The organism is Streptomyces celluloflavus (assembly GCA_000720995.1).
GTDB classification, from domain to species: domain Bacteria; phylum Actinomycetota; class Actinomycetes; order Streptomycetales; family Streptomycetaceae; genus Streptomyces; species Streptomyces celluloflavus.
The window spans coordinates 1-26,619 of the sequence record JOEL01000043.1 but is presented as its reverse complement, the minus strand read 5'-3'; the positions used below and the strand labels follow the sequence as shown (position 1 = coordinate 26,619).

Genomic DNA, 26,619 nt, shown 5'->3' with positions numbered 1-26,619 from the left:
GACGGATATGCACCCCACCCCCGCCGTCCCCCAGCGGGACGCCTGGCTCCTCACACACACCGCCGGTCTGCTGCGGCCGGGTGAGACGCTGCTCGGCGCGCTCTCCGTGCGGCTCGACCAGCTGGTGCCCGACACCATCCCGAAGCGGTGCCGCCGGCCCAAGCCGGCGGCGGAGGGGAAGGCGCGGTTCACGGGGTGGGGACGGATCTTCCTCCCGGTCGCCGCCGTCATGTGGGTGTGCTCCGTACCCGCCGGTCTGCTGGAGGCGGGGGCGCGGCAGACCTGGCGCGGGCTGCGCCGGATCTTCCGGGGGCCCGTCTGGGAGGGCGGCTGGGACAGCGCGGCGGGCTGGTTCGTCGTCGCCACCCGGACGGGCACGAGTGACATCGCGAACTACTACAACGAGCAGCTCGCACTGGCCTTCACCGATCAGCGGCTGCTGCTGCTGAGCAACCCCGCCGAGCCGGACCGACGGGCGGCCGAGCTCTTCGGTGAGGTGCCGCGCGGGCAGTTCACCCGGCGGCGTGAACCGCCGCCGCCGCGCCACAAGGGCCGGGCGGACATCGCCTTCACCGACGGCTCCTGGCTGGCCCTGGCGTCGGACGACCGGCGGGAGGGGGCGTTGCTGGCCGGTCTGCTCGCGCCGGAACAGCCGGTGCAGCCGGTGCGGTAGCGGCGGCCCTGGTCGGCGCGGCGGGTCGGGGCGGCGGGTCGGGGCGGCGTCGGCGCGGCCGGGCGGGAGCGGGCGGTGGGGGCGCCGCCGGACCGTGGCCCCGCCGTCCCAGTGAGGGCCCCGCCGGATCGCGGCCCGGCCGTTTCCGGTGCGGGCGCGCTCAGCCTCGCGTCAGGACGGCGCGGGCGACCGTTTCCGGTGCGTCGGCCATCACCAGATGTCCGGCGGGGGCGGCGACCGTGAACCGGCCGCCCAGTTCCGCGGCGAGTGCCCGCTGCCGCTCCAGCCAGCGCAGTTCGCGCGCCGTCTCGCTGCCGTCATAGGCCGCCAGGACCGTCACCGGTACGGCGGGCAGCGGGTGGCCCGGACGGAGCGCGGCGAGTTCGGCGGCCTGGTAGCCGTACGTCGCGTGCTCCAGGGCGCAGGCGCGCAGCACCCGGCTGGTGCGGTATCCGGCGCGCTCCCAGGGGTGCGGCGGATGGCCGGCGACGGTCGCGGCGCGGGTGACCAGGCGGCGGGCGGCCGGGCCGAGGGCGCGCGGCACACCGACGGCGGAGAGCGCCCCCGCCACACCACCCGCCCAGGCGGTGCGGACCGCGCGCGGCAGCAGCGGCCGCGGGTCCTCCTCGACGCTGGTGTCGACCAGGACGAGACCGGCGCAGCGGTCCGGATACCGGCGGGCGAACGCCTCGGCGTGGAACCCGCCGAGCGAGTGGCCGACGACGGTGGCGGGACCGAAATGGCCGAGCACGTCGAGGAGTTGGGCGATCCGGTCCGCCTCGGCGGCGACCGTGGGCGGCTCCGGCGCGGGGGCGCTCAGGCCCAGACCGGGCCGGTCGAAGCGGACGACGGTGCGGTGCGGGGCGAGCAGCGCCGCGACCGCGTCCCAGTCGTACCAGGCCAGGCCGAGCCCGCCGGTGAGCACGCACACCGGGCCGGCGCCCTCGCTCAGCACGTGCAGCGGCACACCGCCCACGCGCAGCATCCGGCCGGGCGCGCGGCCGGCGTGACGGGTGCGGCCGGCGCGGTTCACCGGTCCGCTCCCGGGTCGCGGCCGGGAGGTGGCGCGGGGGTGTCGCCGGAGGTTGGTGCCGGGGGCTGCCCGGGTTCCGTACGGCCCGCCCGGCCCGGTGCCGCTGCCCCCGCCGTACGCTCCCCGGCCGCGCGCCCGTTGCGTGCCACGCACCCGGCGAGTATCGCGATGTAGAGGGCGACCAGCAGGACCTGGAGGCGCTGGCCGACGCCGAGGGCCCAGGTGCCCTGGCCCGCGGTGAAGGCCGCGACCGAGACCAGCGTCCAGCAGGTGGCGGCGAATTCGGCCAGTACCAGCGGCGGCCCGTAGCGGGCGAGCGCCGGCCACCAGTCGTAGCGGCGGGCGGCGACGGTCAGCAGGACTATGGCGCCGAGCGCGCCGGTCATGGCGAGCGAACTGCTGATGGCGTGCGCGGTGTGGGTGGCCGGCACCAGGCCCGCGGTCTCCCGGGCCGCGCACACCGGGTCGCTGGTCGGCGCGCAGCTCAGCGGCAGCCGGGAGTCGAGGGCGGTGGCCGCGCCGAAGAGCGCGAGCGCGGCCCAGCCCGCCGTCGCCCACGGCCGGCGTTCCAGGGTGAACAGCGCGGTCACCGCACCGGCCAGGACCAGCAGCCCGGCGACCAGGTCGGTGGCGCGGAACAGCCCGCCGAGCGGCTGATCGGCGGCGGCCAGCTCGCTGACGTACGCCTCCACCGGGTTGAGGCCGGTGGAGACCACCACCTCCAGGACCCAGGCGGTGTAGGCGAGGGCGCCGAGCAGCAGCGGTACGGCGGCCGCCCGGCGGCGGGTGGGGAGGGGGCTGGTCGGGGTCACGGACATCCTGGTGGTCGGGTGGACCCGGCGGAGCACGCGGAACGCCGGGGACGCCGGTGGCGCGAGAGGCCCAGGATAGGCAGACTGCCGACGCCAATGCGGTGATAGCGGCACAAAGAGCGCCACATCGCCGCGCGGCGCGGCCGTCGGGGGCCCGCCCTCGGAGGCCGATACCCCGCGGGGGTAGGGTGCGCCGGAGTCGCCGGAATCGCGGGGCGCACCGAAGTCCGCGGCCCCGTGCGTCCGTATGCCGTCCGTACGCCCGCGAGTCCGTGCGGCCGTGGGCCCGTGAAGCCCGCCGGTCCGTGCGTCCCGCCGAAAGGTCCGCAATGCGTGAACAGGGGAAGGCCGCCGCGTGGTGCGGTCGGCTGCTGCTGTTCGCGGCGCTGATCGCCGGGATCGTCGCGATGCACACCTTCGGGCATCCGACGGACGGGCACGGCGGACACGAGACCCTCACCGCGGCGGGCCACCCGGCGCCGGAGCCGATGGCGATGACCGGGCCGATGGCAGTGCCCGTGGCGGCGCCGATGACCGTGCCGATGGCGACGCACCGGGCGGACCGTCCGGCGGCGCCCCTACCGGCGAGGCCGATCGCCTCGTCGAAGGCGACGACCACAGCAGCACACCCCCCGACACACCCGACCGCGCTCACCGTCTCCGACAGTGCCAGCGGCGGCGGTGCGATGGACCCCGGCACCGTCTGCCGGGCCGTGCTCTCCGTCTGGGCGACGGCGCTGCTGGTCCTGCTCGGCGTCGGCCTGCTGCTCGGGCAGGCGCGGACGGGCGTGTCGGCCGCCCTCCGGGCCCGTCTGCTGCGCGGTCTGCGGCCGCTGCCGCCGCCACCCCGCCACAAGCTCCTCGCCCGGCTGTCGGTGCTGCGCGTGTAGGAGCGCACCCGGCCGCCGACGCCTGCGCGCGTCCGCGACCCCGTGCCCCTTCCGCCACATCACCACCGACACCCTCATGAGGTGCTTCACCATGCGTACCCACTCCCGCCGCGCCCTGCTCGGCGCGGGTCTCGTCGTCGCCGGCAGCGGTCTGCTGGCCGCCTGCTCCACCGGAGACGCCGGATCCGGCCCGCACGACGGCAAGAACCCCTCCCCCGGCCCCGGCGCCACCCCGGCCGGATATGTCTCCCCGGACGGCCCGGAGGTCGCCGCGGCCGAGCGGAAGCGGGGCGCGGGCCCCGTACGGAAGGTCGCGCTCACCGCCACCCCGGACCGGCTGGATCTCGGCGGCCGTACCGTCAACTCCTGGTCGTACGGCGGTGAACTGCCCGGCAAGGAGGTCCGCGTCACGGCGGGCGACACCCTCGCGCTGACCCTCGCCAACCATCTCCCGCAGGCCACGTCCCTGCACTGGCACGGACTGGCGCTCCGCAACGACATGGACGGCGTCCCGGATCTGACCCAGCGTCCCGTCCCGGCCGGCGCCTCCTTCACCTACCGGTTCGCGGTCGCGCACCCCGGCACGTACTGGTTCCATCCGCACTCCGGCGTGCAGCAGGACCGCGGGCTGTACGCCCCGCTGATCGTCGAGGACCCCAAGGAGCCGCTCGCGTACGACAAGGAGTGGGTCGTCGTACTGGACGACTGGCTCGACGGGGTGGACGGCAGCACCCCGGACGCGGTGCTGGCCGAGCTCCGCAAGGGCATGGGCGGCGGCCACGGCGGTATGGACATGGGTGAGGGGGACGACGGGAAGGGCATGGGCGGTATGGACCACGGGGCGCACGGCATGGGCGGCCGCATGCCCTCGTCCGGCGGTACGTCCCGTCCCGGCGGCCCACCGCGGATGCTGATGGGCGCCACCAGCAAGTGGCTGGGCGGCGACGCCGGGGACGTGGACTACCCGTACCACCTCGTCAACGGCCGCGCCGCCGACGATCCGCAGACGTTCCGCGCCGCACCGGGCGACCGGATCCGGATCCGGTTCGTCAACGCGGGCGGCGACACCGCCTACCGTGTCGCGCTCGGCGGCCACACCATGACCGTCACCCACACCGACGGCTTTCCCGTCGAGCACGCCGGGACCGACGCGCTGCTGCTGGGCATGGGCGAGCGGTACGACGTCCTGGTCACGGCCGGGGACGGCGTCTTCCCGCTCACCGCGGTCGCCGAGGGCAAGAAGCGGTCCGGACTGGCCGTACTGCGCACCGGCGGCGGCGCGGCACCCGGCCCGGCCACGCGCCCGAAGGAACTGGACGGCCGGCTGCTCACCGCGGACCGCCTGAAGGCCGCCGAGGCCGTACGGACCAGTGCCCGCCGCCCCGACCGCACCCTCGCACTCGACCTCACCGGGTCCATGGCGGCGTACGACTGGGCGATCGACAAGAAGCCGTACACACCGTCCCAGCGGCACCCGGTCAAGGCCGGTGAGCGGGTCCGGCTCTCCTTCCGCAACCGCACCACGATGTGGCATCCGATGCATCTGCACGGCCACACCTTCGCGCTGCCCGGCGGCGGCCCCCGCAAGGACACCACCATCGTGCTGCCGGGCCGCACCGTCAGTGTCGACTTCGACGCCGACAACCCCGGTCTGTGGATGATCCACTGCCATAACGTCTACCACTCGGAGTCGGGAATGATGACGGTCCTCGGCTACCGGAGGTAGCCTCCGCAGGCGTGCCCACGCGTGCGGCCGGACCGCACGCGACCGCCTCCGGACCCGGCCCCCGACCGGTCCCCGCACGGACGGGAGCCAGCCGGGTCCGGGGGGCCGGGTCCGGAGGGCCGGACCGGGGCGCCGGACCCCCATTGCGTCAGAAAGACGATTACACTGACAGGGTGCCCTCACTTCGTCTCGCCCTGCATCAGATCGACTCCTGCGTCGGCGATATCGGCCGGAACGCCGGGACGATCGTCCGCTGGACCCGGTACGCCGCCGAGCAGGGGGCGCACCTCGTCGCGTTCCCGGAGATGGCGCTGACCGGCTATCCGGTCGAGGATCTCGCGCTGCGCCCCTCCTTCGTCGAGGCGAGCCGGGCCGCGCTGCGGGCGCTGGCCGGCCGGCTGGCGGCGGAGGGGCTGGGCGAACTCCCGGTGCTCGTCGGCTATCTGGACCGCTGTCCGCAGGACCTGCCGCGCTACGGCCGGCCGGCCGGCGCCCCGCAGAACGCCGCCGCGGTACTGCACCGGGGCCGGATCGCGCTCAGCTTCGCCAAGCACCACCTCCCCAACTACGGCGTCTTCGACGAGTTCCGGTACTTCGTCCCCGGCGACACGCTGCCCGTCGTACGGGTCCACGGCGTGGACGTGGCGCTCGCCATCTGCGAGGACCTGTGGCAGGAGGGCGGCCGGGTGCCCGCGGCGCGCAGCGCGGGGGCCGGGCTGCTGCTGTCGGTCAACGCCTCACCGTACGAACGGGACAAGGACGACACCCGGCTGGAGCTGGTCCGCAAACGGGCCCGGCAGGCCGGCTGCACCACCGCCTATCTGGCGATGACCGGCGGGCAGGACGAGCTGGTCTTCGACGGCGACTCCATCGTCGTCGACCGGGACGGCGGGGTGATCGCGCGGGCACCGCAGTTCACCGAGGTCGCCCTGCTGCTCGACCTCGAACTCCCGGCCGCCGCGCCCGAACCGCCCTCCGGCGTCCTCGACGACGGCCTCCGCGTCGACCACGTCACGCTCTCCCCCGACCCGCTGCCCGACTGCCCGCCGCGGCCTCCCGTCACGCTCTCCCCCGATCCCCCGCCCGACCGCCCCGCCTACCCACCGCAGCCACCCCGCAACGAGGCGGGGCAGCCGGCGGACACCGGGGCGAGGCTGCCGGACACCGAGGAGATCTACACCGCGCTGGTCACCGGGCTGCACGCCTATGTCGCCAAGAACGGCTTCCGCAGCGTGGTGCTCGGACTGTCCGGCGGGATCGACTCCGCGCTGGTCGCCGCCCTCGCCTGCGATGCGCTGGGCCCCGAGCGGGTGCACGCGGTGGCCATGCCCTCCCGCTACTCGTCGGAGCACTCCCTGACCGACGCCGCCGAACTGGCCCGCCGTACGGGCCTCGCCTTCCGTACGGTGCCGATCGCGCCGATGTTCGACGCGTACATGGCGGCGCTGGAGCTGACCGGCCTCGCCGAGGAGAACCTCCAGTCGCGGCTGCGCGGCACGACCCTGATGGCGATCTCCAACCAGGAGGGGCACCTCGTCCTCGCCCCCGGCAACAAGTCCGAGCTGGCGTGCGGCTATTCGACCCTCTACGGCGATTCGGTGGGCGGCTACGGCCCGATCAAGGACGTCTACAAGACCGTCGTCTACCAGCTCGCCCGCTGGCGCAACCAGTCGGCGGCCGACCGCGGCCACACCCCGCCCATCCCGGAGCACACGATCGCCAAACCCCCGAGCGCGGAACTGCGCCCCGGCCAGGTGGACACCGACTCCCTGCCCGACTACGACGTCCTGGACCGCATCCTGGAGCTGTACGTCGACCGCGACCGGGGCCGCGAGCAGATCGTCGCCGAGGGCTTCCCCGAGGAACTCGTCACCCGGGTCCTGCGCATGGTCGACCGCGCCGAGTACAAACGCCGCCAGTACCCGCCCGGCACCAAGATCTCCGCCAAGGGCTTCGGCAAGGACCGCCGGCTGCCGATCACCAATCACTGGCGGGAGGGGGACTGAGGAGCGGACTCCCGAGGCCGCAGACCGCATTCCCGCGGTGCCGGTCAGGCGTCGAAGTCGTACTCCAGGATGTAGGAATTCGCGTCCAGAACCATCTCGTTGACCTCGACGGCGCTGCCGTCCTGCGTGAAGGCGGTGCGGCAGACGAGAAGGACCGGAGTCCCGCCGGGCAGGGCGAGCCGGGCGGTCTCATCGGACGTCGGCATACGGGAACGGACCTCCTCACGGAAGTGAACCGGCTCGTGTCCGAGCTCCGCCAGACGGGCGTAGATCCCGCCGGGGCCGGTGTCCGGCCGGGTGATCGGAGATCCGGCGACGAGTCCGGCCGGAAGGCTGGACGTCGAGAGCAGCACCGGTTTGCCGTCGAGCACGAAGCGCCGGTCGCGCACGCACACCGGTTCGTCCGCCACGAGGCCGAGCACCCGGGCGATGTGTTCGGCAGCCGGTTCCTCGCCGACCCTGATCTGATCGACGACCACATCCCGGTCCGTCGCGTCGACGGACCAAACCGAACGCCCTGATCCCCATGCCTCGCGGGTCAAGCGCTGAATGCCGCGCCGTCGCAACGGGTGGAACGTCCGCACGAACACTCCCGCGCCCTTACGGGCCTCCGCGATCCCCTCGCTCTGCAACACGCCGAGGGCCTGACGCGCGGTCATCCGCGCCACGCCGTGAGCGGCCATGAGGTCGTTCTCGCCCGGCAGCCGGTCGCCGGGGCCGTATTCGCCCTCTGCAATGGCCGCTTTGAGCGTGGCGGCGATCCGTTGGTACTTGGGTTCGGTCACTACGCCTCCTCCGGTCATCTCCAGAGACACCCTAAGCGGCACTCCCACGCAACCCGGGGCGCAGGGGGCCGCATTGACATCTCTAGAGAAATTCCGCTTCGCTGGAGATGTCTAGAGATGTTCCGTCCTGGTGCTGTCCGCAGTGGTGGGGAGAATCGTGATGACACGGATCGCCGGAGTCGGCGGTATCGGCGTACAGCCCGAGCCGTTGAGCGTGCTGAGTCTGCATCCGGTTCCGGAGTCCGCAGCGCTGGCCCGGCGGCATTTTCGCCGGCTCGCCGACGGGTACGGCCTCGGGTGGCCGGTCGATGACGGCGTACTGCTGGTATCCGAGCTGGTGGGCAATGCCGTCAGGCACGCCGCGGCGGACGGCCCTTGGCTGATCCGGCTGGAGTGGTGGCGAATCGGCCACGGGCTCCGGACCGACGTGCGCAGTCCCGGCAGCCCGGAGCGGGTCCGCATGCGAGCGCCTGAGCCGGAGGCGACGGACGGCCGCGGACTGCTGCTTCTGGACCACCTTGCGACGGCATGGGCCGTGGAACCGAGTCCCCATGGGGGAACGATGGTCTCGTTTCTGATCGGGGAAGTCCGACCGCAGGTGAACTTGCCCGGCCCCCGGCCCGTGTCCTGACACGGGCCGGCCCCGTGCGCGATTCCCCCGCCGAAGGCTCAGCCGACGCGTTCGGCCGACGCCGCCCCCAGGGCCGGTTCCCCGTCCCCACCCCGGGCCACGATGCGGGACGTCTCGCCCGTGTCCCGGTCCAGCAGACCCGCCGTGACCGCGACGGCTAGGCCGAGGGCGGCCAGGGTCGCGCCCACCACGGCGGGAGAGGTCCAGCCCCAGCCGGCCGACAGGGCCAGGCCGCCGGTCCAGGCGCCGCCCGCGTTGGCGAGGTTGAAGGCGGACTGGTTGGCGGCGGCGGCCAGGGTGGGGGCCTGCGGGGCCTTGTTCATGACGAGCATCTGCAGCGGGGTGGTGGTCAGGAAGCCGACGGCGCCGATCACGACGACGGTGGCCAGGGCCGCCCATTTCACCTGGGCAGCGAGGGGGAAGACGGCGAGGACGGCGGCGAGCGCCGCCAGGGCCCCGTACAGGGTGGGGCGCAGCGCTCGGTCGGTGAGCGGTCCCGCGGCGAGCGCGCCGAGGGTCATCCCGATGCCGAAGAGGGCCAGGACGAGGGGGACGGAGGTCTCGGCGAAGCCGGTGACCTCCGTCATCATCGAGGCGAGGTAGCTGTAGAGGGCGAAGACCCCGGCGAAGCCGAAGACGGTGGTGAGCAGGCCGAGCAGCACCTGGCGGTTGCCCAGTGCGCGCAGTTCGCGGCCCGGACCGGTGCGCGTCCCGGCCGGCAGCGGCGGGATCAGCCGGGCGAGGGCGGCCATCGCGACGAGGCCGATGGCGGCCACGACGAGGAAGGTCGCGCGCCAGCCGAGGTGCTGGCCGAGCAGCGTCGCGGCGGGCACCCCGACGATGTTGGCGATGGTCAGGCCGAGGAACATCGTGGCGACCGCGCGGGCCTGCCGGCCCTCCCGTACCAGCCGGGCGGCGACCACCGCGCCGACGCCGAAGAACGCGCCGTGCGGGAGCCCGGCCAGCAGCCGGCCGACAATCAGCAGCCCGAAATCGGGTGCCAGGGCGGAGGCGAGGTTGCCGACCGTGAAGACCCCCATCAGCAGGACGAGCATCCGCCTGCGCGGGATGCGGGAGCCCAGGACGGTCAGCAGCGGGGCGCCGATGACGACGCCGAGGGCGTAGGCGGAGACGAGGTAGCCGGCGGTGGGCACCGAGGTGCCCAGATCGTCCGCGACATGGGGCAGCAGGCCCATCATCACGAACTCCGTGGTGCCGATACCGAAGGCCGAGATCGCGAGCGCGAGCAGAGCCAAGGGCATGAAAAACCTTTCGGGGACGGTGCGTGCGGCGGCGCACGCGGGCAGGGAGTCCGTACGTCTTCGTGTCGGGAACGCCGTTTTTCTTGCCCCGGACGTCGTCCTGGGCGTTGTCCGGGACGACGTCCGGGCGTTGTCCAGGGCACGGTCCCGGGCGTTGTCCGTGGCGCCGTCCCGGGCGTTCCGAACGTTCCGTTACACGTCGATGAGTTCCGAGTCGACACGTTCCGAGTCGACACGTTCTGATTCCGATACGGAACCAAGACTCTCAGCCGTGGCGTTCCGGCCCGAGAACGGGGTGTTACAGGACGGTATGCCGCGGGTGGACGTCATGCGGGGACGGCCACGGGGCCGGACGTCCGCTCCGTCCGGCCCCGTGGCCGCCCCCGGTGACCCGGCATCCCAGCCGGCATCCCGTGTCAGATTTTGATCGAGGCGGCGACGGGCAGGTGGTCGCTGCCGGTGGCCGGCAGGGTCCAGGCCGAGACCGGGTCGATGCCCTTCATCATGATCTGGTCGATACGGGCCATCGGGAAGGCCGCCGGCCAGGTGAAGCCGAAACCGTCGCCCGCCGCGCCCTGGGCGGAGCGCATCTGCGCGGTGACCGGGGCCAGCGACCGGTCGTTCATGGTGCCGTTGAGGTCGCCGAGCAGCACCACCTTCTTCAGCGGCTCGGCCTTGATCGCCTCGCCCAGCAGCGCGGCGCTGCCGTCGCGCTGGTTGGCGGTGAAGCCCGCCTTGAGCTTGACCCGTACGGACGGCAGATGCGCGACGTAGACGGCGAACTTCTGGCCGTCGGCGGCGGTGACGGTGGCGCGCAGCGCCCGGGTCCAGCCCATCCGGATGTCCACCGGCGCCGCGTCGGACAGCGGGCGCTTGCTCCAGAGGCCGACGGTGCCCTGCACGGTGCTGTACGGGTACGCCTTCGCCAGCGCCTCCTTGTACTTGGGCAGCGCGGTGCCGCTCAGTTCCTCCAGCGCCACCACGTCGGCGCCGGACGCCACGATGTCCTTGGCGGTGCCCGTCGGGTCGGGGTTGTCGGCGTCGACGTTGTGCGTGGCGACGGTGAGGTTGCCGCCGGTGCCCTTCTTGTCGGTGACCAGCCCGCCGAAGAGGCTGACCCAGACGACGGCCGGCAGCAGCAGCGCGACGAGCGCGGTCGCCGAGCGGCGCAGTACCGCGAAGACCAGCAGCAGCGGGATGCCGAGCGCCAGCCACGGCAGGAACGTCTCCAGCAGACTGCCCAGGTTTCCCACCGCGTTGGGGAGCTGTGCGTGCAGGATCATCAGCAGGCCGAGCAGCACGGCGAGTACGGCCAGTACGATGCCGCGCCGCCACATCCCCTCGGGGCGCCACCAGTTCAGCAGGCGTCCGGCCCGGGACCCGGCCCGGCCAGGGTCCTGGCCCTGCCCCGGTTCCGTCATGAATGCCTGCGCCATACCGCTGTCCTCACTGCCGTGCTCCGCTGCGCCGCGCCTCGCCTGTGATCACCGACCCTAGGCGATGGTCCGTAAAGCGCCTTCTTAAAAGTGAGGACGGCGCGCTGACATCCCGGGGTTCCGGCCCGGCGCCCGTCGGAGGCAGCTGTCACAGAACGGGCATGGTCCCGTCATCGGACGGGCATCCGGGCGGACGGAAAGGGATGGGCGGGAAGGAATGGGACAGGCTGGCGAGGGGTGCTGCCGGAGCGGGGCGGCCCCGGCCCGTCAGCCCCGTCGGCCCCGTCAGCCCGCAACCTCCGCTCGGGCCGTCGGGCGGACGCCGTCCAGGACCATGTCGACGATGTCCTCCGCGAGCCCCTCGGGGAGTTCCTTCCATTCGTGGAGTATGGCGCGGGCCAGCATCGGGCCGACGAAGAGGTCGGCGATCGCCTCGATGTCGTGGTCGGTGCGGATCTCGCCGGACTCCCGGCCGCGGCGGAGCACGGCGAGCAGTGCCTCGTGGCGGTCCCGGATGACCGTGTCGTGGTACTCCGCCCACAGCGCGGGCTGCGCCTTGACGTGGCTGACAACGGTGCGCAGCACGGCGGAATTGCGCTTGGCCAGCCCGCCCAGGCGCAGGAATTCGAGCAGTGCGACGAGGTCGTCGCGCACCGAGTCACCGTCGAGCTTCGGGCACCGGGCCTCCAGGGACCGCATCACATCGAGCATCAGGGCGCTTTTGCCCGGCCAACGGCGGTAGACCGTGGCCTTGCCGACGCCCGCCTCGCGGGCGATGCGCTCCATCGACAGCTCGGCGATGGAGGCACCGTCCTCGATCATGCGCAGTACGGCCTCGATGATGGCGGTGTCGGCCGCGGCGCTGCGCGGCCGGCCGCGGCGTTCGCAGGCCGCCTCGGGGTCTCCCGCCGTCCGGTTCATCGCTGTGCGTCCGCCTTTCGCGGTTCGTGCGGCACCGCCACACGGGGTGCCGGTGCCGTGCGGCCCGGCAGGAACACCGCGACCACCACGGCGCCGACCACCGCGACGGCCGCCGAGCCGAGCGCGGTGACGTGCATGGCGTGGATGAAGGCGGCCTCCGCGGAGTCGGCCAGCGTACGCCCGGCCGGGCCGAGCTTCCCGGCGAGGCCGAGGGTCGCCTCGATGGACTCGCCGGCCGCGTGCCGGATGTCGGCCGGCACACCGGGCAGCGCGTCGAGCTTGCCCTGGATGCCGTCGCGGTAGGTCGTGGACAGCAGCGAGCCGAGGACGGCGACGCCGAGGGTGCCGCCGACCTGCCGGAAGGTGTTGTTGAGGGCGGAGCCGGAACCGGCCTTCTCGCGCGGCAGCGACTGCATGATCGAGACGGTGACCGGCGGCATGATGTGCGCCATACCGGTGCCCTGCACGAAGAACAGCACCTCCAGGACCCAGATCGGGGTGTCGGTGTCCAGCAGCAGCATGCCGGACATGGTGACGGCGACCAGCAGCATCCCGACGGTGCACACCACGCGGGAGCCGAACCGGGCGACGACCAGCCGGGCCCGCGGCGCGAAGATCATCTGGGCGGCGGCCAGCGGCAGGATCAGCAGACCGGCCTGGAGCGGGGTGTAGCCGCGCACGCTCTGGATGTAGAAGACGGTGAAGAACGTGACGCCCATCAGCGCGAAGAAGACCAGCGCGATGGCGGCCACGGCGGCCGAGAAGGCGGGCTTGCGGAAGTAGCCGATGTCGATGGACGGGTGGTCGCTGCGCTTCTGGTGGAGGACGAAGCCGCCCAGTACGACGAGGCCGCCGAGGACCGTGCCGAGGACCTGCGGATCGGTGAAGTCGGCGAGCTGGCCGCCCTTGATGATCCCGTAGACCAGCAGGACGAGGCCGACGACGGAGAGCAGCACGCCGAACGGGTCCAGCCGGCCGGGGCTGGGGTCCTTGGAGTCGGGCACCAGCAGGATCATCGCGGTCAGCGCGATCAGCACTATCGGGACGTTGACGAGGAAGACCGAGCCCCACCAGAAGTGGTCGAGCAGCAGACCGCCGGCGATCGGGCCGATCGCGATGGCCAGGCCCACGCCGCCGGCCCAGATGCCGATCGCCTTGGGCTGCTCGTCCCGCTCGAAGACGTTCATCAGGATGGCCAGGGTGGAGGGCATCACGAAGGCGCCGCCCAGGCCCATCACCGCGCGGAAGGTGATGAGTTCGCCGGGCGATCCGGAGAACGCGGCGAGCACCGAACCGGCGCCGAAGACCACCAGGCCGAAGAGGAGCACCTTCTTGCGGCCGAGCCGGTCGCCGAGCAGCCCCGAGGTGAACAGCAGCCCGGCGAAAACGAGGGTGTAGGAGTTGATCCCCCACTCCAGCTCGCTCTGGGTGGCGCCGAGGCCGACGGGGGCCGGGGTCGCGATCGTCTTCATCGCGACGTTGAGGATGGAGTTGTCCAGCACCACTATCAGCAGGCTGAGCATCAGGACGGACAGGATCGCCCAGCGGCGGCGGTGGATGTGGTCGGGGACCTGACGGGCGGCGGGTATGCCCGGAGCGGAGGGGGAGGAGGCCATGGAGGCACCTTACGCCTTTCCGATACGGACCCGTTCCGTATCGCCGACGGCGTGGACGGCCGCCCCTTCCGCTCGGCCCGCGCGCCGTGCCAGCATGGGACCGAGTCCGGAGACGCCGTAAGGGCGCTTCGAGATCAGGAACAGGAGCCGTCACCATGACGCAGCTTTCGCCTGCCCGGAAACCGGCCGAGGGGCCCGTACCGCCCGCCGAACAGTCCGCCGCACCGCCCGCCGCGGAACCCGCTTCGGCACCTGCCGCGCAGACCGCCGCCGAGCCCGCCGCACCGCCCGTGGCCGACAGCAGCAAGACGCTGTACGGGGGCAAGGGTTCGCGCCGCATCACGGTCCGCGATATCGCCGCCGCCAAGCGGCGCGGCGAGAAGTGGCCGATGCTCACCGCCTACGACGCGATGACCGCCGGTGTCTTCGACGAGGCCGGCATCCCCGTCCTGCTCGTCGGCGACTCGATGGGCAACTGCCACCTCGGCTACGAGTCCACCGTGCCGGTCACGATGGACGAGATCACGATGCTGTCCGCCGCGGTCGTCCGCGGCACCAAGCGCACCCTCGTCGTCGCCGACCTGCCGTTCGGCAGCTATCAGGAAGGGCCGGCGCAGGCGCTGCGCAACGCCACCCGGCTGGTCAAGGAAGCGGGGGTGGGCGCCGTCAAACTGGAGGGCGGCGAGCGCTCCGCGCACCAGGTGGAGCTGCTGGTCTCGGCCGGTATCCCGGTGATGGCGCACATCGGCCTGACCCCGCAGTCCGTCAACGCCTTCGGCGGCTACCCCGTCCAGGGCCGCGGCGAGGAAGCGGCCCAGCAGCTGCTGCGGGACGCCAAGGCGGTCCAGCACGCGGGGGCGTTCGCGGTCGTCCTGGAGGCGGTGCCGGCCGCGCTGGCCGCCGAGGTCACCCGCGCGCTGCACATCCCGACCGTCGGCATCGGCGCGGGCCCGGGGTGTGACGCCCAGGTGCTGGTGTGGACCGATATGGCGGGCCTGACCGGCGGCCGGGTACCCCGCTTCGTCAAGAAGTACCTCCAGCTGCGCGATCTGCTCGGCGGGGCGGCGCGGGAGTTCGCCGAGGAGGTCGTCGGCGGCGCCTTCCCGGCCGAGGAGCACAGCTTCCACTAGGGGCCTCCCGGAGGTTCCGCCGGGCCGGGGCGGTCCCGTAGGGTCCGACCCCGGGCTCCCGTAGGGGACCGCGCCCGGCCCGTCTGTCGGTGGGCCGGGCGCGGTGTCGGCGGCCTGTCGGTGCGTTGTCGGTGGCGGCTGGCACCTTTGAGGGCATGACGCGACAGACGATAACCACCAAGGGCGGAAACGCCGTGGAGGTGCGCGGTCTGGTCAAGCACTTCGGCGAGGTCAAAGCCGTCGACGGTGTGGACCTGGACGTGCGGGAAGGCACCGTGCTCGGCGTGCTCGGCCCCAACGGCGCCGGCAAGACCACCCTCGTACGCTGCTTGTCCACCCTCCTGGTACCCGACGCCGGCAGCGCCTTCGTGGCCGGCTACGACGTGGTGCGCCAGCCCCGCGCGCTGCGCCGCAGGATCGGCCTGACCGGGCAGTACGCCTCGGTCGACGAGAAGCTCTCCGGCCGGGAGAACCTCTACATGATCGGGCGGCTGCTCGATCTGTCCCGCAAGGACGCCCGCAGGCGCGCGGACGAGATGCTGGAGCGGTTCTCGCTGACCGAGGCCGCCAAGCGGCCCGCCGCCAAGTACTCCGGCGGTATGCGCCGCCGGCTGGATCTGGCCGCCTCCATGATCGGGCAGCCCTCGGTCCTCTATCTGGACGAGCCGACGACCGGCCTCGACCCCCGTACCCGCAACGAGGTGTGGGAAGAGGTGCGGCGGATGGTCTACGAGGGCGCGACGGTGCTGCTCACCACCCAGTACATGGAAGAGGCCGAGCAGCTGGCGAACGAACTGACGGTCATCGACCGCGGCCAGGTGATCGCCGAGGGCCGGGTGGACGAGCTGAAGGCCAAGGTCGGCGGCCGGACGCTGCAGATCCGGCCGACGGACCCCGGCGAGCTGGAGCGGATGGCCGGTGCCATCGCGCAGGCCGGTCTGGACGGCATCGCGGGGGCCACCGCGGACCGCGCCGAGGGCGTGGTCAACGTCCCGATCATCAGCGACGAGCAGCTGACCGCCGTGGTCGGCGTGCTCGCCCGGCAGGGCTTCGAGCTCGCCGCGATCAGCACCCATCTGCCCAGCCTGGACGAGGTGTTCCTGGCCGTCACCGGCCAGAAGACCTCCGAGGCGGGGGCCGGCGCGGACGCCGGCGACACCCAGGACCAGCAGTACGCGGAGGTATCGGCATGAGTGCCGCGACAGTGACGGCGCCGCCGGTGAAGGCCCGCGGCGACGAGGGCCGGATCGGCGTACGCGCCAATCTGCGGCACATCGGCGCGCTGGTGCGCCGCAACGCCCTCCAGATCAAGCAGGACCCGGAGTCGATGTTCGACGCCCTGCTCATGCCGGTCATCTTCATCCTGCTCTTCGTGTACGTCTTCGGCGGCGCCATCGCGGGCAAGGGCAATCAGCAGGAGTACGTCCAGTACCTGGTGCCCGGCATGATGGCGATGATGGGCATGAACATCGCCATGGCGGTGGGCAGCGGCGTCAACGACGACTTCCGCAAGGGCGTCATGGACCGCTTCCGGACGATGCCCATCGCCCGGTCCTCGGTCCTGATAGCCAAGATCGTCGTCGAGATCGGCCGGATGCTGATCGCCACCGCGATCCTGCTCGGCATGGGCTTCCTGCTCGGCCTGGAGATCCGGGGCAGCTTCCTCGAATTCCTCGGCGCGATCGTGCTGTCCACGGTGTTCGGCGCCGCCCTGATGTGGATCTTCGTCCTGCTGGGGCTCGCCATGAAGAGCCCGCAGTCGGTGCAGGGGGTGGCGATGCTGGTGCTGATGCCGCTCCAGTTCGGCTCCTCGATCTTCGCGCCGACGCAGTCGATGCCCGGCTGGCTGGAGGGGTTCACCAAGGTCAACCCGCTCTCCAACCTGGCCGACGCGGCCCGCGCGCTGATGAACGGACAGGGTGCCATCGCGCAGCCCACGCTCGTCACGCTGGGCTGGGCGGTCGCCATCACGGCCGTGACGATGCCGTTGGCGGTCGCCAAGTTCCGCAAGAAGACCTGAGGTCCGGCGACCGGACGGCACCGGCCTGACGCGCCTCCGCGCGCCACAGACCTGACGCGTATCCCATTCGCCCGGCTCGCGTCAGACGAGGGCGGTGGCCTCCTCCAAGGAGAGGCCGCCGCCTTCGGCGTACGCGCGGGCGTACGCGGCGTCGTCGAGCGCCGCCCGCGCCGCCGCCTCGGCGCGCGCCCGGTCGCGACGGACGATCAGTGTCGGTACCTGCATGCTCACCAGCGCGTCGTACGCGCCCACCAGCCGCGCCGCGTCCCATCCGCCACGCTCGCCGTGGACGGCCGTCAGCACCCGGGCTCCGGTGAGGAGATGGACGACCGGCAGGTCCGGCGCCACCACCCGCGCCATCGTGCCCCGCACCAGAACCGCCGCCGAGCGGAACCTCGCCGGCAGCTCGTCGCCGCGCCCCTCGTCCAGGTCCAGCGAGATCAGCAAGGACTCCAGGACCCCCCGGAACAGCTCCGGAGCGCGCTCACCGAACGCCTCCCGCACCGCGAGCAGTTCGTCGCGGGCCTCCGCCGTACGCCCCGAGACCGACAGCCACGTCGTGAGCGACAGATGCGCGAAGGGCGTCGCTTCGCGGCCGCTGGGCTGGTCCCTGGCCGCCGCCAGCACCTCGCGCAGCAGCCGCTCACCGGTCTCCCCCTGGCCCTCCTCGATCAGCACGCCGGCCAGCCGGGTGCGCAGCAGCAGGGTCTGGCCATGGGCGCCCAGGTCCTCGGCGTGGACCATCGCCGCCCGGTAGTCCTGCTTCGCCAGTCCGTACTCGCCGCGCTTCTCCCGGGTTTCGCCGCGCCCCGCCAGCGCCTCGGCCGCGCCCCAGGTGTCGCCGAGCCGGATGAAGATCCGCAGCGATTCGTCGGCGTCCCGGGCCGCCTGCTCCAGTCCGCCGGGCTGGTCGTTGAGCAGCTTGGAGCGCAGTTGCAGGACGAAGGCGAGCTCCCATTCGTAACCGAACTCGCGGCAGGCGCGCACCGCCTTCTCGACCTCGTCCAGCACGCCGTCGAACGAGCCGCTGAGCATCACCGCGTAGAACCACAGGACGCCCGGCAGCTTGCAGGTCTGCGGCATACCGCCGCGGTAGGCGGCGAGAATGCCCGCCACCTGCCGCTCCATCCGCGGCGACCGCAGCGCCTCGACGTCGGTCTCCAGGCTGGACAGGGCGACCAGCCGGACCTCCCGGCGGGCCTCCTGGAGCTGCTCGGGGGCCAGCGGCGGCGGCCGGTCGATGGGCGATTCGTACAGGTCGGGGGCGGGCCCGACGGGCGGTTCGAAGGGGTCGGGGCCGAGCGCGCCGACCGCCTCCGACCACTGGCGGGCCTCGCTGCGCAGATCGAGCAGCGACCAGAACCACTGCATCGACAGCACCAGGCAGAGCGCCTCGTGTTCGTCGCGGGCGGCGATGGCGCGGCGCAGCGCGGTACGCAGGTTGTCGTGTTCCAGCCCCAGCCGCTCCAGCCAGCCGCGCTGGCCGTGGCCGCGCAGCAACGGGTCGGCGGTGCGGGCCAGTTCACGGTAGGCGACGAGGTGGCGGCGCTCGGCGCCGGCCCGCTCCCCGGCCTCGTCCAGCCGCTCGCCCGCGTACTCCCCCACGGTCTCCAGCAGCCGGTAGCGCATCTGTCCGTCCGGTGCGGGCGCCGCCACCACCAGCGATTTGTCGATCAGCGAGCCGAGCAGCCCGGCCACCTCGCGCCCGTCGACGCCACCGCCCGCGCAGACCTCCTCGGCGGCGGTCAGATCGCAGCCGCCGGCGAAGACGGACAGCCGGCGGAGCACGGCGCGCTCGGGCTCGTCGGTCAGGTCCCAGGACCAGTCCACGACCGCGCGCAGCGTCTGCTGCCGGGGCAGCAGGGTCCGGCTGCCGCTGGTCAGCAGCCGGAAGCGGTCGTCGAGCCGGTCGGCGATCTGCCGCGGTGAGAGCAGCCGCAGCCGGGCGGCGGCGAGTTCGATGGCCAGCGGGAGTCCGTCCAGCCGACGGCAGATCTCGGCGCAGGCGGCCCGGTCGTCCTCGACACGGAAGCCGGGGCGGGCGGCGGCGCCGCGGTCGGCGAGCAGCCGCAGCGCGACGGGGTCGGGCAGCGGTTCGACGGGGCGCAGCACCTCGCCCGGTACGGCCAGCGGTTCGCGGCTGGTCGCCAGCACCGTCACCCCGGGGCAGTCGGCGAGCAGCCGCTCGGCGAGCGCGGCGGCGGCGCCGATCAGATGCTCGCAGTTGTCGAGGACCAGCAGCATCCGGCGGTCGGCGCAGAGCTCGGCGAGCCGGGCGAGCGGGTCCAGTGCGGTCGGGTCGGCGGCGGCTCGCAGGCCCTCGACGGCGCTGCTGCGGACGACGGTCTCCCGGGCGCCGAGCGCGGTGAGCACCGCCTCGGGGACGGTCTGCGGATCGTCGAGCGGTGCGAGTTCGGCCAGCCAGACGCCGTGCGGCCAGGCGTCCGGCGCGGCGGCCACCGCGCTCTCCGCGCCCTCCTGCGACAGCCGCGTCTTCCCGGCCCCGCCGGGCCCCAGCAGGGTCACCAGCCGGTGCGCGGCCAGGTCGGCGCGGAGCGCGGCCAGGTCGGTGTCCCGGCCGACGAAGGAGGTGAGGCGGGCCCGGAGATTGCCGGGGCGGGCGGGGACCAGGGGGGTGCGGGGGCCAGCCGTGGGAGTGCCGGACGTTCCCGGGGTGGGGGTGCCGGTGGTGGTGTCCGTGGCGGGGGCGGGGTACGCGGTGGGGGTGCCGGTGGTGGCCGGGGTGCCGGAAGGGGGCGGGGTGGCCTGGTGGGGCGCGGCGGGGGTTCCAGAGGCTGGCCCGGCCGGTGCCGCCGGCCCCGGGCCGGTAGCCGGTCCCGGCGGTGTGGCCGCGCGCCGGGCCGGCGCCGCGTCCCGGACCGGCGCGGGTCGGAGCAGTTCCGCGTGCAGGGCGCGGAGCTCGGGACCGGGGTCGGCGCCGAGGCGGTCGGCGATGACGGTGCGTATCTCCTCGTAGGCGGCGAGCGCCTCGGCGGTGCGGCCCGCATCGCGCAGCGCGCGCAGCCGCAGGGCCTGGAGCGGCTCGTCCAGCGGATGGTCCTGGCAGAGCGCGGCCAGCGTGGGCAACGCCTGGCCCGCCCGGCCGAGGGCGAGATCGGCGGCGAGCCGGGTGCGCTGCGCGTCCAGCCGGCGGGTCTCGGCGCGGGCCGCCTCGACACGGTCGTCGGGCAGGTCGGCGAGGGCCGGACCGCGCCAGAGCGCCAGCGCCTCGTCGAGGAGGACGGCGGCGCGGGCCGGGTCCGCGGCGGCGAGTGCCCGGCCGCCCTCCGCCGCGAGCCGTTCGAAGCGGTGCAGGTCGACGGCGTCGGGCTCGGCGCACAGGCGGTAGCCGCCGTCGACGGAGGCGACCGCGGTGCGGCCCAGGGCCCGGCGCAGCCGGCCGACCAGGGCCTGCAGCGCACCGGCCGCATCGGCGGGCGGGTCCATGCCCCAGATGTCGGCGATCAGTACGTCCGGGGACAGCGCCCGGCCGGGCCGCAGCGCGAGGGCGGTGAGCAGGGCGCGCAGTCGTGCACCGCCGAGGGCGACGGGGGTTCCGTCGGCCCGGCCGGCCTGGGTGGTGCCGAGGATTCCGTAGCGCACCGGCCCATTGTCGTTCACGGCTGTGCCGCCCACTGTCCGGTCACCCTTCCCGTGTCCCTGAAATGTCCCTGAAATGGCTCCGCCGAGGCCCCGGCCGTACCCGGAAATCCGCCCCTGGGTCCAGCCTGCCCGGAACCCCGGGAGCACCGCGCCTCGTTTTCCGCACACGGGCCTTTTCCGTGCACCGGGCGCCGTTCCGTGGATACGGTCGGGCTGCCCACCACCAGACCTCCGGGAGCCGCAGACGATGACCACAGCAATCCGGCGCGCCGACCGACGCATCAGCCCGGTCTTCCTCGCGCTCGTCGCCGTCCTGGCGGTGTCGGGATGGGCCGTGTGGAGCGGGGCGCTCGCGGCGGGCACCGGCTTCGCGGTGTTCGTGTTCGTGGTGTCCGGCTGGGTGGTGTCGCTCTGTCTGCACGAGTACGCGCACGCCCGCACCGCGCTGCACAGCGGCGACATCTCGGTGGAGGCCAAGGGCTATCTGACGCTGAACCCCCTGAAGTACACGCATGCGCTGCTGAGCATCGTGCTGCCGGTGCTCTTCGTGATCCTGGGCGGGTTCGGGCTGCCGGGCGGCGCGGTATTCATCGAGCGGAGCCGCATCCGGGGGCGCTGGCGGCACAGCCTGATCTCGGCGGCCGGACCGCTGACGAACATCCTGTTCGCCGCGGTGGTGACCGCGCCGTTCTGGCTCCACCAGCTGGCCGGAGTGCCCGCCGCGTTCCGCTACGCGCTGGCGTTCCTGGCGCTGTTGCAGGTGACGGCGGCGATCTTGAACTTCCTGCCGGTCCCGGGGCTGGACGGCTACGGCGTGATCGAGCCGTGGCTGTCGCACCGGCTGCGGCGCCAGGTGGAGCCGTTCGCGCCGTTCGGGCTGCTGGCGGTCTTCGGGCTGCTCTGGGTGCCGGAGATCAACCACGTGTTCTTCGACCTGGTGGACGCGATCCTGCGCGCCCTGGGCGTCTCCAACTGGGACAGCTACTGGGGCCGGGAGCTGTTCCGCTTCTGGCAGGGCGAACCGCAGATCCCGCCGGTCACCGGCATCGGCCAGGCACTGACGTAGCGCACCGGCGGGCGGGTGTCGCGGCGCACCCGGCGGGCGGTGTCGCGGCGCACCCGGCGGCGTCAGCCGGACGCCGCCGCGCCGGGCTGCGCCGCCCGGTCCGCCTGTGCCGCCCGGTCCAGCTTCGCCTTGCGTACGTAGAACCACGCCATGTTGCTGGAGATACCGGCCATCAGGATCCATACGACGCCGAGCCAGCTGCCCCGTGCGAAGGAGACAACGGCCGCGGCGACGGCGAGGACGCACACGACGGCGGCCCAGACGGCGAGTCGCGGGGCCGGGCGGGACGAGGGCACGGAGGGCATGGGGGTCGGCTCCTGTCGGGGGTGGCGCGGTCCTCCCCAGTGTCCCCCATGCCCCGTTCGTGCCCCACGCGGGCCCGTGCGGCGCCACGGCCCGGCCCGCCGTCCGCGACCGGCCTCCGGCGCGCCGGGCCCGGACGTGCGTGACCGGCCCGGACATGCGTGACCGGCTCAGAAGTCCGTGTTCGGCTCAGACGTCCGTGACCCGGAGGCCGGCGTGTGCCTTGTAGCGGCGGTTGACCGAGACCAGGTTCGCGACCAGCGATTCGACCTGGTGGGCGTTGCGCAACCGGCCCGCGAAGACGCCGCGCATACCGGGGATGCGGGCGGCCAGCGCCTGCACCACGTCGGTGTCCGCGCGGGCCTCGCCGAGCACCATCACATCGGTGTTGATCTCCGCGGTCTCCGGGTCCTGGAGCAGCACCGCGGACAGGTGGTGGAAGGCGGCGGTGACCCTGGAGTCGGGGAGCAGGGCCGCGGCCTGCTCGGCGGCGCTGCCCTCGGCCGGCTTGAGCGCGAAGGCGCCCTTCTTGTCGAAGCCGAGCGGATTGACGCAGTCGATGACGATCTTGCCGGCCAGCTCCGCGCGGAGGGATTCCAGGGTCTCGGCGTGGCCCTCCCAGGGCACGGCGACGATCACGACATCGCTGCGCCGGGCGCAGTCGGCGTTGGCCGCGCCCTCGATGCCCAGGCCGAGTTCCCCGGCCGCGGTCTGCGCACGCTCGGCGGCCCGGGAGCCGATGATCACCTTCTGGCCGGCCTTGGCGAACCGGTAGGCCAGGCCGCGCCCCTGGTCACCGGTGCCGCCGAGGACGCCGACAACGAGGCCGGAGACATCCGGCAGGTCCCAGGGATCGCGCTTGAGGGCGGCCTTGGCGACGGTCGCGATGTTCACGGGCTGAGCAGCGTCAGGAGTAGTCATGACAGCGATACTGTCACGCCTTCACCGGCGGCATCCTGGCGCCGTCGGCCCACCCGCGCCACCGGCACTCCGGCCCCGCGGTCACGTCTGCGCACCGCCCTCGGCGGGACCCGCCCGCCGGTACCGCTGAAACAGCGTCGGCGGCACCGCGGACATGGGCGGCGCCACCCACCGGGCAGGGGTGGAGCACCAGTTGGCGGCCGGCCGCGGCGGGGCCACAACCCGCCACCGGCCCGTACGAGATACCGCACCAGCTCCCGTACGGGTGACGCCAATGGGAGCGATCACCGGGCGGGGTGGTGCCGCGGCAGGATGCGGGGCCATGGATGCGTCACGGGTCGCGCTGCTGCGCGAGGTCCTCGCCGGCACCGAATGGGTGCAGGCCAGCCGCCGCTTCGCCGGGGCGCTACGCGCCGGTGTCACCCGGCACGGCGGCGGGCTGCTGCTGGTCGGCAGCGCCACGTACGAGCCCTGGCACCTGGCCGCGCATCTCGACGACGAGGCCGCCTGGTCGGGGCTGCCGGAGCTGTCGCCGACGCTGGTGCGGCACCACGTACGCGCCGGGGTGCCGGCCCATCTGTCGGTGGGGCTCGGCCGGCTGGCGGCGGCCGGGCGCGGCACGACGCTGCTGGTCGTGACGCCGGAGCAGCCGGGGGCCGGGCTGCTGGAGCGGGTGCACGACGCACGGCGCAACGGCGCGACGGTGCTCGCGCTGGACGGCGGCGACCGCGAGCTGCACGCACTGGCCCATGACGCGCTCGCCGCCCCGCCGACCGCCCCCGGAACCGCCGGACCGGCAGGTCCCGGCACCGGTATCGACATCGGCATGGGCATGGACATCGGTCCTGACATCGGTCCCGGATCCATGCCCGGCCCCGACCATGACACGCTTCAGCACCTGGTCAGCACGGCCGCCGGGGAGCACGGCGGACCCGCATCGCTCCCTGGGCAGCCGCCGGGCCGGGCCGCCCCCGGGCGCCGCCGCTTCCGCGACCGACTGGCCCGGCTCGCCGACGAACTGACCGCACCGCCGCCCCCACGCTGGTGATCCCCGGCCGCCACCGGCCCGGACGGGCCCCGCCCGGTGCGGTGCCGGGGTCCGGCGGCCGAGCCCGGCCTGAGCCCAGGGCAGGCGGACGGCGGGCCCATGGCCGACTGACGGGAGCTCGCACCGCTCCCCCGCATCCGCCCCCGCTACCGGTCTTCGCCCTCGCCCGAGCCCTTGCCCTCACCCGAGCCCGAACCCGTGTCCGTGCTCTCGTCCGGCCCCTTGCCCTTGTCGTGCCAGCGGGGGTCGGTCTCCCACTCCAGGTTGCGCTCGCGCGCCGTGTCCATGGCGTGCGCCGCCTCCTCGCGGGTGGCGTACGGGCCGAAGCGGTCGGCGGCCCGGCACTCGGGGCCCTCCTCGACCTTCTGGTGGCGGAGGCAGTAGAACCATTCGCCGGGTTTGCCGACCGTACGCCTCTTGAACAGCGCCATTGCCGCCTCCTGTGGGTGACTCCTGTGCCGCCATCCTGCCCGATGGCCCGCGGATACACTCGCTGGCATGTCTGGCCAGTCGCTTCTTGTCCCGGGGAGCATCTCCCCCGCCCGCCCCGTCCCCGCCTCCATCCCGCGCCCCGAGTACGTCGGGAAGGACGCGCCCACCCCTTATACGGGGCCCGAGGTGCAGGACGCCGAAACGATCGAGCGGATGCGGATCGCCGGCCGGATCGCCGCACAGGCGATGGCGGAGGCCGCGAAGCTCATCGCGCCGGGCGTGACCACCGATGAACTGGACCGGGTCGCCCACGAGTTCATGTGCGACCACGGCGCCTACCCCTCCACGCTCGGCTACCGCGGCTTCCCCAAGTCGCTGTGCTCCTCGCTCAACGAGGTCATCTGCCACGGCATCCCGGACTCGACCGTCCTCAAGGACGGCGACATCGTGAACCTGGACGTCACCGCCTACATCAACGGTGTGCACGGCGACAACAACGCCACCTACCTGTGCGGCGAGGCGGACGAGGAGTCGGCACTGCTGGTGGAGCGCACCCGCGAGGCGCTCAACCGCGCGATCAAGGCGGTCAAGCCGGGCCGACAGATCAACATCATCGGCCGGGTCATCGAGTCCTACGCCAAGCGGTTCGGCTACGGCGTGGTCCGGGACTTCACCGGCCACGGCATCAACTCGTCCTTCCACTCCGGCCTGATCGTGCCGCACTACGACAGCCCGCACCACACCACCGACATCAAGCCCGGTATGACCTTCACGATCGAGCCGATGCTGACGCTGGGCAGCCACGACTACGACATGTGGGACGACGGCTGGACGGTCGTGACCAAGGACCGCAAGCGCACCGCGCAGTTCGAGCACACCCTCGTCGTGACGGAGACGGGCGCCGAAATCCTCACGCTTCCCTGATCTGTCCAGGGGTAGGCTTTTTACCGACAGGGCGTCGGGAACAGGTTGACTTAGGTAAGCCTAAGTAGTTAGGTAAGCCTAAGTTCTAGCGGAATCGACCTGTTCCCGTCCGCTCCCCCTCGGTCCCCGGAGGTCCGCCTTGGAAGCGCCCAGCCCGACCCCGTCCGCGCCGTCGGCGCCGTCCACACCGTTCTCGACGGTCATCCGCACCGCGTCACACCAGCAGCACACCGAGGCCGAGAACTCCTCCTTCATGAGCGATCTCCTCGGCGGCAGGCTCGGCGTCCCGGCCTACCGGCGCTACACGGAGCAGCTGTGGTTCGTCTACCGCGCACTGGAGGGGGCCTCCGCGGCGCTCGCCCAGGACCCGGTCGCGGGCCCCTTCATCCGCCCCGAGCTGGCCCGCACCGCCGAACTGGAGCGCGACCTCACCCACCTGGGCGGCTCGTCCTGGCGAAACGGCCTGGAGCCGCTGGCGGCCACCGCCGCGTACGCCGACCGGATCACCACCTGCGCCCGGGACTGGCCGGCCGGCTATGTCGCCCACCACTACACCCGCTATCTGGGCGACCTCTCCGGCGGCCAGATCATCCGCGGCACGGCGGAGAAGACCTGGGGCTTCGCCCGCAAGGGCGACGGCGTGCGGTTCTACGTCTTCGAAGGCATCGGCAATCCCTCCGCCTTCAAGCGCGAGTACCGCGAGCTGCTGGACGCACTGCCGGTGGACGACCTGGAGAAGCAGCGGGTGGTCGACGAGTGCAAGCGCGCGTTCGCACTGAACAGCGCGGTCTTCCAGGAGCTCGGCGAGCAGTTCCCGCTGAGCGCGTAGGCGGGTGGGGCGCGGAGCCTACAGGCCGAGCGGGCCGGCGGCCGTGGGTCGGGGCCCGCAGTCCGGGGCCGCCGTCCGGGGTCGGCGCTCCCTGCGCAGGCGCTCGCCGCACCGACGCCCCCCGCACGGTTCGTACGCCGGAGCCCGTACGCCGTAGCCGGATATGGGCTGCGGCGTACGGGCGCGGGGCGCCTCGCTCCGGGCCTACGAGCCGTTACGGCGTATCGGCGCGTACCCGGCCGCCGACCTCGATGGTGCCGTCCGGGTGGGGGCGGGTGAGGATCTGCGAGCCCGTTCCCTGGCGGATGTCCAGGGGGCGGCCCAGTTCATGGGTCAGCAGGAGTGCGGCGGCGCCGGTCGCCTCGTCCTCCACGATGGCGTCGCCCCGGCGCGGGAAGGCCCGTGCGCGGACCACTCCGGCGGCCTCGTCCTGCCAGGCCCAGGCATAGAGCCACCGTTCCTAAACAGTGTTCAGGAGTGGCATTTGCTGCCAGCTCCCGGAACTGCGCGCGTCCCGAACGGTGTTGGATGCGCTGGTCTCCCGCGTTCGCT

23 protein-coding genes and 1 pseudogene are annotated in these 26,619 nt (G+C 73.2%); 12 read left to right on the top strand and 12 right to left on the bottom strand.

Annotation, left to right across the window (positions count from 1 at the left end; genetic code table 11):
- The first annotated feature begins 7 nt into the window (after positions 1 to 7).
- On the top strand, positions 8 to 673 hold the full coding sequence (locus tag IH09_RS28495) for a hypothetical protein (protein WP_052860380.1): 666 nt from the start codon (positions 8 to 10) through the stop codon (positions 671 to 673).
- A 160-nt stretch (positions 674 to 833) separates the two neighbouring features.
- Here the strand turns inward: IH09_RS28495 and IH09_RS28490 are convergent, their stop codons facing one another.
- Positions 834 to 1,658 (bottom strand): alpha/beta fold hydrolase, encoded by an 825-nt coding sequence (locus tag IH09_RS28490; RefSeq protein ID WP_052860403.1) that lies wholly within the window; start codon positions 1,656 to 1,658, stop codon positions 834 to 836.
- A 44-nt stretch (positions 1,659 to 1,702) separates the two neighbouring features.
- Complete coding sequence (locus IH09_RS28485) at positions 1,703 to 2,524, bottom strand: DUF998 domain-containing protein (RefSeq protein WP_052860402.1); 822 nt, start codon at positions 2,522 to 2,524, stop codon at positions 1,703 to 1,705.
- Positions 2,525 to 2,847: 323 nt separating this feature from the next.
- Between IH09_RS28485 and IH09_RS28480 the strand changes: the two genes are divergently transcribed.
- From IH09_RS28480 to IH09_RS28470, 3 genes are all read left to right on the top strand, one after another.
- Complete coding sequence (locus IH09_RS28480) at positions 2,848 to 3,408, top strand: hypothetical protein (protein ID WP_052860379.1); 561 nt, start codon at positions 2,848 to 2,850, stop codon at positions 3,406 to 3,408.
- A 91-nt stretch (positions 3,409 to 3,499) separates the two neighbouring features.
- Positions 3,500 to 5,134, top strand: coding sequence for a multicopper oxidase family protein (locus IH09_RS28475; RefSeq protein WP_052860378.1), 1,635 nt, complete (start codon positions 3,500 to 3,502; stop codon positions 5,132 to 5,134).
- A 173-nt stretch (positions 5,135 to 5,307) separates the two neighbouring features.
- Positions 5,308 to 7,140, top strand: coding sequence for an NAD+ synthase (locus IH09_RS28470; RefSeq protein ID WP_052860377.1), 1,833 nt, complete (start codon positions 5,308 to 5,310; stop codon positions 7,138 to 7,140).
- A 44-nt stretch (positions 7,141 to 7,184) separates the two neighbouring features.
- Here the strand turns inward: IH09_RS28470 and IH09_RS28465 are convergent, their stop codons facing one another.
- Positions 7,185 to 7,943: a GntR family transcriptional regulator gene (locus IH09_RS28465; protein ID WP_052860376.1), complete on the bottom strand. Its 759-nt coding sequence runs from the start codon at positions 7,941 to 7,943 to the stop codon at positions 7,185 to 7,187.
- 142 nt (positions 7,944 to 8,085) lie between these two features.
- Here IH09_RS28465 and IH09_RS28460 point away from each other — a divergent pair, with 142 nt between their 5' ends.
- Positions 8,086 to 8,556: an ATP-binding protein gene (locus tag IH09_RS28460; protein ID WP_052860375.1), complete on the top strand. Its 471-nt coding sequence runs from the start codon at positions 8,086 to 8,088 to the stop codon at positions 8,554 to 8,556.
- 38 nt (positions 8,557 to 8,594) lie between these two features.
- Here IH09_RS28460 and IH09_RS28455 read toward each other — a convergent pair whose 3' ends face one another.
- From IH09_RS28455 to IH09_RS28440, 4 genes are all read right to left on the bottom strand, one after another.
- Entirely contained in the window at positions 8,595 to 9,818 is a 1,224-nt protein-coding gene (locus IH09_RS28455) for an MFS transporter (protein WP_052860374.1), read from the bottom strand.
- A gap of 416 nt (positions 9,819 to 10,234) precedes the next feature.
- Complete coding sequence (locus IH09_RS28450; protein WP_387808675.1) at positions 10,235 to 11,155, bottom strand: endonuclease/exonuclease/phosphatase family protein; 921 nt, start codon at positions 11,153 to 11,155, stop codon at positions 10,235 to 10,237.
- A 384-nt stretch (positions 11,156 to 11,539) separates the two neighbouring features.
- The gene (locus IH09_RS28445) at positions 11,540 to 12,175 is read right to left on the bottom strand and encodes a TetR/AcrR family transcriptional regulator (RefSeq protein WP_052860372.1); all 636 of its coding nucleotides are present in this window, start codon (positions 12,173 to 12,175) and stop codon (positions 11,540 to 11,542) included.
- Entirely contained in the window at positions 12,172 to 13,791 is a 1,620-nt protein-coding gene (locus IH09_RS28440) for an MFS transporter (RefSeq protein WP_052860371.1), read from the bottom strand. Before IH09_RS28440 ends, IH09_RS28445 begins: the two co-directional genes overlap by 4 nt.
- Positions 13,792 to 13,946: 155 nt before the next feature.
- On the opposite strand from IH09_RS28440, the gene panB reads away from it, so the two are divergent.
- The 3 genes from panB (at position 13,947) to IH09_RS28425 (ending at position 16,941) form a co-directional block, all read left to right on the top strand.
- On the top strand, positions 13,947 to 14,921 hold the full coding sequence (gene panB / locus IH09_RS28435; protein WP_205379462.1) for a 3-methyl-2-oxobutanoate hydroxymethyltransferase: 975 nt from the start codon (positions 13,947 to 13,949) through the stop codon (positions 14,919 to 14,921).
- A gap of 155 nt (positions 14,922 to 15,076) precedes the next feature.
- Entirely contained in the window at positions 15,077 to 16,114 is a 1,038-nt protein-coding gene (locus tag IH09_RS28430; RefSeq protein WP_052860370.1) for an ATP-binding cassette domain-containing protein, read from the top strand.
- Complete coding sequence (locus IH09_RS28425) at positions 16,111 to 16,941, top strand: ABC transporter permease (protein ID WP_052860369.1); 831 nt, start codon at positions 16,111 to 16,113, stop codon at positions 16,939 to 16,941. Before IH09_RS28430 ends, IH09_RS28425 begins: the two co-directional genes overlap by 4 nt.
- An 81-nt stretch (positions 16,942 to 17,022) precedes the next feature.
- Here IH09_RS28425 and IH09_RS28420 read toward each other — a convergent pair whose 3' ends face one another.
- On the bottom strand, positions 17,023 to 20,544 hold the full coding sequence (locus IH09_RS28420; RefSeq protein WP_052860400.1) for a BTAD domain-containing putative transcriptional regulator: 3,522 nt from the start codon (positions 20,542 to 20,544) through the stop codon (positions 17,023 to 17,025).
- 247 nt (positions 20,545 to 20,791) lie between these two features.
- Between IH09_RS28420 and IH09_RS28415 the strand changes: the two genes are divergently transcribed.
- Complete coding sequence (locus IH09_RS28415) at positions 20,792 to 21,610, top strand: site-2 protease family protein (RefSeq protein WP_052860368.1); 819 nt, start codon at positions 20,792 to 20,794, stop codon at positions 21,608 to 21,610.
- Between the two features lie 62 nt (positions 21,611 to 21,672).
- On the opposite strand, the gene IH09_RS28410 is transcribed toward IH09_RS28415, so the two are convergent.
- Both IH09_RS28410 and npdG read right to left on the bottom strand, forming a co-directional pair.
- Positions 21,673 to 21,915 (bottom strand): hypothetical protein, encoded by a 243-nt coding sequence (locus IH09_RS28410; protein ID WP_052860367.1) that lies wholly within the window; start codon positions 21,913 to 21,915, stop codon positions 21,673 to 21,675.
- A gap of 187 nt (positions 21,916 to 22,102) precedes the next feature.
- Positions 22,103 to 22,834 carry an NADPH-dependent F420 reductase gene (gene npdG, locus IH09_RS28405; RefSeq protein WP_052860366.1) on the bottom strand — a complete coding sequence of 244 codons (732 nt, stop codon included), beginning with the start codon at positions 22,832 to 22,834 and terminating at the stop codon, positions 22,103 to 22,105.
- A gap of 322 nt (positions 22,835 to 23,156) precedes the next feature.
- Between npdG and IH09_RS28400 the strand changes: the two genes are divergently transcribed.
- On the top strand, positions 23,157 to 23,882 hold the full coding sequence (locus IH09_RS28400) for a hypothetical protein (RefSeq protein WP_052860365.1): 726 nt from the start codon (positions 23,157 to 23,159) through the stop codon (positions 23,880 to 23,882).
- Positions 23,883 to 24,028: 146 nt separating this feature from the next.
- On the opposite strand, the gene IH09_RS28395 is transcribed toward IH09_RS28400, so the two are convergent.
- A complete protein-coding gene (locus IH09_RS28395) occupies positions 24,029 to 24,313 on the bottom strand; it encodes a hypothetical protein (RefSeq protein ID WP_052860364.1) in 285 nt (94 codons plus the stop codon).
- A gap of 67 nt (positions 24,314 to 24,380) precedes the next feature.
- Here IH09_RS28395 and map point away from each other — a divergent pair, with 67 nt between their 5' ends.
- Both map and IH09_RS28385 read left to right on the top strand, forming a co-directional pair.
- On the top strand, positions 24,381 to 25,238 hold the full coding sequence (gene map / locus IH09_RS28390; RefSeq protein WP_052860363.1) for a type I methionyl aminopeptidase: 858 nt from the start codon (positions 24,381 to 24,383) through the stop codon (positions 25,236 to 25,238).
- A 139-nt stretch (positions 25,239 to 25,377) separates the two neighbouring features.
- Positions 25,378 to 26,067 (top strand): biliverdin-producing heme oxygenase, encoded by a 690-nt coding sequence (locus IH09_RS28385; protein ID WP_052860362.1) that lies wholly within the window; start codon positions 25,378 to 25,380, stop codon positions 26,065 to 26,067.
- Between the two features lie 214 nt (positions 26,068 to 26,281).
- Here the strand turns inward: IH09_RS28385 and IH09_RS28380 are convergent.
- Positions 26,282 to 26,527: pseudogene (locus IH09_RS28380) on the bottom strand (PhzF family phenazine biosynthesis protein); the annotation flags it as partial.
- Between the last annotated feature and the right edge of the window lie 92 nt (positions 26,528 to 26,619).

Bases quoted from the DNA above. Each gene is read 5' to 3' on its own strand.
- IH09_RS28495 (WP_052860380.1), top strand. From the start codon at position 8: ATGCACCCCACCCCCGCCGTCCCCCAGCGGGACGCCTGGCTCCTCACA.
- IH09_RS28490 (WP_052860403.1), bottom strand. From the start codon at position 1,658: ATGCTGCGCGTGGGCGGTGTGCCGCTGCACGTGCTGAGCGAGGGCGCC.
- IH09_RS28485 (WP_052860402.1), bottom strand. From the start codon at position 2,524: ATGTCCGTGACCCCGACCAGCCCCCTCCCCACCCGCCGCCGGGCGGCC.
- IH09_RS28480 (WP_052860379.1), top strand. From the start codon at position 2,848: ATGCGTGAACAGGGGAAGGCCGCCGCGTGGTGCGGTCGGCTGCTGCTG.
- IH09_RS28475 (WP_052860378.1), top strand. From the start codon at position 3,500: ATGCGTACCCACTCCCGCCGCGCCCTGCTCGGCGCGGGTCTCGTCGTC.
- IH09_RS28465 (WP_052860376.1), bottom strand. From the start codon at position 7,943: ATGACCGGAGGAGGCGTAGTGACCGAACCCAAGTACCAACGGATCGCC.
- IH09_RS28460 (WP_052860375.1), top strand. From the start codon at position 8,086: ATGACACGGATCGCCGGAGTCGGCGGTATCGGCGTACAGCCCGAGCCG.
- IH09_RS28455 (WP_052860374.1), bottom strand. From the start codon at position 9,818: ATGCCCTTGGCTCTGCTCGCGCTCGCGATCTCGGCCTTCGGTATCGGC.
- IH09_RS28450 (WP_387808675.1), bottom strand. From the start codon at position 11,155: ATGTGGCGGCGCGGCATCGTACTGGCCGTACTCGCCGTGCTGCTCGGC.
- IH09_RS28445 (WP_052860372.1), bottom strand. From the start codon at position 12,175: ATGAACCGGACGGCGGGAGACCCCGAGGCGGCCTGCGAACGCCGCGGC.
- IH09_RS28440 (WP_052860371.1), bottom strand. From the start codon at position 13,791: ATGGCCTCCTCCCCCTCCGCTCCGGGCATACCCGCCGCCCGTCAGGTC.
- panB (WP_205379462.1), top strand. From the start codon at position 13,947: ATGACGCAGCTTTCGCCTGCCCGGAAACCGGCCGAGGGGCCCGTACCG.
- IH09_RS28430 (WP_052860370.1), top strand. From the start codon at position 15,077: ATGACGCGACAGACGATAACCACCAAGGGCGGAAACGCCGTGGAGGTG.
- IH09_RS28425 (WP_052860369.1), top strand. From the start codon at position 16,111: ATGAGTGCCGCGACAGTGACGGCGCCGCCGGTGAAGGCCCGCGGCGAC.
- IH09_RS28415 (WP_052860368.1), top strand. From the start codon at position 20,792: ATGACCACAGCAATCCGGCGCGCCGACCGACGCATCAGCCCGGTCTTC.
- IH09_RS28410 (WP_052860367.1), bottom strand. From the start codon at position 21,915: ATGCCCTCCGTGCCCTCGTCCCGCCCGGCCCCGCGACTCGCCGTCTGG.
- npdG (WP_052860366.1), bottom strand. From the start codon at position 22,834: ATGACTACTCCTGACGCTGCTCAGCCCGTGAACATCGCGACCGTCGCC.
- IH09_RS28400 (WP_052860365.1), top strand. From the start codon at position 23,157: ATGGATGCGTCACGGGTCGCGCTGCTGCGCGAGGTCCTCGCCGGCACC.
- IH09_RS28395 (WP_052860364.1), bottom strand. From the start codon at position 24,313: ATGGCGCTGTTCAAGAGGCGTACGGTCGGCAAACCCGGCGAATGGTTC.
- map (WP_052860363.1), top strand. From the start codon at position 24,381: ATGTCTGGCCAGTCGCTTCTTGTCCCGGGGAGCATCTCCCCCGCCCGC.